At 60.6% G+C, this 3,715-nt stretch carries 6 protein-coding genes; all 6 read left to right on the top strand.

Going from position 1 to position 3,715, the window contains the following annotated elements:
- Window positions 1-106 precede the first annotated feature (106 nt).
- Complete coding sequence (locus ACFFWD_RS29740) at window positions 107-1,189, top strand: sigma-54 interaction domain-containing protein (RefSeq protein ID WP_376971414.1); 1,083 nt, start codon at window positions 107-109, stop codon at window positions 1,187-1,189.
- Window positions 1,190-1,203: 14 nt separating this feature from the next.
- A complete protein-coding gene (locus tag ACFFWD_RS29735; RefSeq protein ID WP_376971408.1) occupies window positions 1,204-1,653 on the top strand; it encodes a hypothetical protein in 450 nt (149 codons plus the stop codon).
- Complete coding sequence (locus ACFFWD_RS29730; protein ID WP_376971406.1) at window positions 1,650-1,958, top strand: hypothetical protein; 309 nt, start codon at window positions 1,650-1,652, stop codon at window positions 1,956-1,958. Before ACFFWD_RS29735 ends, ACFFWD_RS29730 begins: the two co-directional genes overlap by 4 nt.
- 23 nt (window positions 1,959-1,981) lie before the next feature.
- A complete protein-coding gene (locus tag ACFFWD_RS29725) occupies window positions 1,982-3,097 on the top strand; it encodes a WD40 repeat domain-containing protein (protein WP_376971404.1) in 1,116 nt (371 codons plus the stop codon).
- Between the two features lie 52 nt (window positions 3,098-3,149).
- Complete coding sequence (locus tag ACFFWD_RS29720; RefSeq protein WP_376971402.1) at window positions 3,150-3,335, top strand: hypothetical protein; 186 nt, start codon at window positions 3,150-3,152, stop codon at window positions 3,333-3,335.
- Window positions 3,336-3,567: 232 nt separating this feature from the next.
- A partial coding sequence (locus tag ACFFWD_RS29715; protein WP_376971412.1) for a transposase occupies window positions 3,568-3,715 on the top strand: 148 nt, incomplete at its 3' end.

The raw sequence follows: 3,715 nt of genomic DNA, 5'->3' as shown, positions 1-3,715 counted from the left end.
ATGAACCGCTATCATTAGGATAAAACCGCCTTCCCGGAGCTAACTGGACAGGCTCCTAGTCAATGGGCTACCTGAGGAATTGCGCGAGCAGCGGATCGAACCGTTGGTGGTCGACGGCGTGGTGAAGGGCGCGATGCTCGTGCTTGCATCAAAACCGCGTGTGAACTTTGCTGCATCCCAGATGTCGCCGACGGCCCGAGCCGCGCTCATGTCGGCTAAGGACGCGATTGTCGGATGCAGCGAAGCGTTGCTGCAGGCCGTCGAGAAGGTTGAGCGGGCGGCGCTTGGCCGGACAGCAGTCCTGCTGGAGGGCGAGACCGGTGTCGGCAAGGAGCTCTTTGCCCGTCTTGTCCACGCCGCCGGCCAGAAGACTGGCAAGGAGCCGTTCGTCGCCTTCAACTGCGGTGCTGTCTCGAAAGATCTGCTCGGCGGCGAATTGTTTGGACATGCCCCAGGCGCCTTCACCGGTGCCACGCGCGAGGGGCGCCCCGGACGGTTTGAATTTGCCAATGGCGGCGTGCTCAGCCTCGACGAGATCGGCGAGATGCCGCTGGATCTGCAGCCTTATCTGCTGCGCGTGCTGGAGGAGCGCGCGGTGTACCGGCTCGGTGACAGCAAGCCGCGTCCGGTGGATGTCCGACTGGTCGCGTCGACCAATCGGAACTTGAAGCAGGAAGTGGCCGAGGGACGTTTTCGGAAGGATCTGTATTTCCGGATAGGCGTCGTCAAGATCACCATCCCGCCGCTTCGCGAGCGCGCGGGTGATGTCGAGATGCTGATCGACCATTTCAACAGGAAATTTGCGGAGACCTATAGCACCGAACCGCTACGTTTCGAGGCCGCCACGACGGAGTTGCTGCAGCGTTATAGCTGGCCGGGGAACGTTCGCGAACTGCGCAATCTGATTGAGAACCTTGTGCTGATGACGCTCACCGGCGTGGTTACTCCCAGAGATTTGCCGGGGGATTTCTTGGAATCGGCTGCTCAGCCGTCCTCGGCGCCCTTGCCGACAGGTCCTGGCCCAACGTCGGAAGGCGACGAGATCGCGCGCTTCGACGAAATGGAGCGTCGTGCTATCGAGAGAGCCGTCGCAAATGCTGGCGGCAATATTGCGGCCGCTGCCGAAAAGCTAGGGCTTTCGCGCGCCACGCTGTATCGCAAGTTGCACCAATATCGTTCGCGGACCTGAGGACAGGATCAGGCATGGCGAATGTCTGGAATGAACCGAAGGGCGAAGAACAGCCGGTCGCCGCAGCGACGCTGGCGTCGCAGATTCTTGCGCGGGCGGACCGTGACATAACCTTCATGGTGCACCTGGTCGGCGAAAGCCAGAATCTACTGGTTCGGCATTTCGTCGTATTCATCGAGGCCGAACTCGCAAAGCGAGGCATCAACTACGGCGCACATCCGCTGTTGCGTCCCTTCATCGAAACGCATGCCCGCGAGCTGACGGATTTCGTGTTGCAAGGAATTGGCTTACGGCACCAGTTCGGCCTACAGGTTCTCGAGACCATGGCAGGCGATCCGTCGCGACTATTGAGGGTCGACCTGTGGGATTCGCTGCAAGCTCACATCGAGGCCGCCCAACGTCAGTTCACCTCCGGCATTGGCGGCCTGCAACGCATCCTGACCCAGATAGAGAGCGGCAAGTGAGTGCCGGCTCGCTCACTCTTGTCGAGGTGCTCAAGCGGCGGCTGCAAGTCGTGCAGGAGATATCGTCCGCTCAGTCACGTCACCTTCTCAACCGTCAGCTCGGTGGTGGAGCAGAATTCGAGATTCAGCAGATTGAAAGCGAGATCGCGGCGACGGGCGTCTCAGAAGCGCTCGCCGCGTCGCTCCGGGATGCGCGAGTGCGACTGCAGGAGGCAAATGCCGCGATGGAAGCATGCGACACCGAATGTGAGGCACTGGAATCGCAGCTTGAAGAATTGGACAGATGGATTGCCGCCGGCAGGTGAGCCGAACCAACGCGAGGCGATCGATGGACACGATGGAAGCAGAAACCACAACACTCTATGAGCTGCTTGGGCGGCACTGGATGGTGAACGCGCCCGTTACTGGTGCGTTGTTCGACCCTGCAGGAGAGGCGGTCGCGTTTGCGCTCGCCGATGGCGCGTTGGCAATCGCTCCCCTGAAGGACGTCGAGCCGCCACAAGACCGCTGTCGTATCGCGCTCGACGAAGGCCGGCCGACGATTTCACCGCGACGGAAAGCGGTGCCCCCTTTGACGAAGGTGGTGATCAGCGATGCTCCGCCTCATCTCACGTCGCTTGGGACTTCGGGATTTCTCGCAACGGATCACGGCCGATTGCTTCACGTGTCTGCATCCGGCGTTACGAGACAGGTCGGGAACCGTGGATCTGCGATTGATCTCGTTGCCTCGCGGCATGCCGGCGGCATCCTGGCGGCTTCCGGCGGATCAATCCTATTTTACGACTCCAATGGCGACATTGGGTGGCTCCAACAGCGTGCGGGGGGCAGTGCGTCGGCAATGGCTATATCGCCGGACGGACGACACTTCGCGATTGGAGCGGACGGTCATCTGCTCGTTCGTGCCTTCGGTCCGCGACCCGAGCCGTCCGTTTCGTACGAGTTAGGGCCACTCTCGGCCTTGGCGTGGAGCCCAGACGGAAGCTGGTTGGCGGTCTCTGTCGTGAAAACGGGCATCGTCTTATTGCGCCTTGCCGATTCGCGGATCGTCCGGATTCCGAATTATCCCGGAGCCGTCTCCTCTCTTTCGTGGAGTGCCGACTCGCGCGTCCTTGTTACGAGCGGGGCCTATCGGGTGGTCGCATGGGAGGTTGCGAGCTTCAACGAGGAGCTCGAACAACCCATCAGCCTCAGCACGGGGAGCGCCGGATTCGTTCTCGTCGAGGCGGTGGACATGCACCCGGCGCGTCCGCTGGTCGCGGCAGGATACGACGATGGCAGGGTCGTTGTCGGCCGGATCGGAGAACGCGACGAATTGGTCGTGAAACCACCTGGTCGGGGGGCTGTCCAGGCCCTCCAATGGTCTCAGGATGGCCAGCATCTTGCAATTGGGACAAGCAGCGGGGACGTGGCGATCGTTACGTTTCCGCCGCACATTTTCAAATAGCTTGATCTAGCGCCAGGCGCGGGGCCATGCCGCGATCATCAGGAGGGAGTTCATGACAGTCACTCAAGCGTTAAATGAAACCGAAAGCAAAGACCAATTCTTTAAGGAGCTCGCGGAAATCTCCGAGCGGATGATCGCCGCGCACGGAAAAGAGTTCTCGATGGGCGCGTTGGTGCTGGCCGCACGGTTCATCGCCGAAAACAAGCCCTTCGAGCGAAGTGCAGCAACGACAAGCTGAGAGAAGCCTACGACTGCTATTATCGCAGGCGTCCTGCTAGGCCGATCAAGAACGATCTGTGTGTAAAGCTAGCGAAGCCGCGACGGCAGCCGCCGCCCCGGTCATTTTTGGAGTTTGCGCGAGCTGCCGCCATCCCCATGACTTTGAGGGGTAGAAGGTCTAGGTGGTGTGGACTCTAAGGATTCCCTTTTAGGCGCAAATCAGATTCAAGACTGCTTTTGGGGAGGCAGACTTGGGCGTGATGGATCGTTTGGTTTTGAACGACGCGGCGTGGGAGCGGATGGCGCCGCTGATCATAGGCCGGCCAGACCAAAAGGGTTCGACCGGCCGCGACAATCGGATGTTCGTGGAAGGCGTGCTTTGGATCGTGCGTACGGGCT

Source organism: Bradyrhizobium erythrophlei (assembly GCF_042430365.1).
Taxonomy (GTDB): Bacteria; Pseudomonadota; Alphaproteobacteria; order Rhizobiales; family Xanthobacteraceae; genus Bradyrhizobium; species Bradyrhizobium erythrophlei.
The sequence above is the reverse complement of the archived record's forward strand: the minus strand, read 5'-3'. Positions and strand labels throughout refer to the sequence as shown.

Bases quoted from the DNA above. Each gene is read 5' to 3' on its own strand.
- ACFFWD_RS29735 (WP_376971408.1), top strand. From the start codon at position 1,204: ATGGCGAATGTCTGGAATGAACCGAAGGGCGAAGAACAGCCGGTCGCC.
- ACFFWD_RS29725 (WP_376971404.1), top strand. From the start codon at position 1,982: ATGGACACGATGGAAGCAGAAACCACAACACTCTATGAGCTGCTTGGG.
- ACFFWD_RS29720 (WP_376971402.1), top strand. From the start codon at position 3,150: ATGACAGTCACTCAAGCGTTAAATGAAACCGAAAGCAAAGACCAATTC.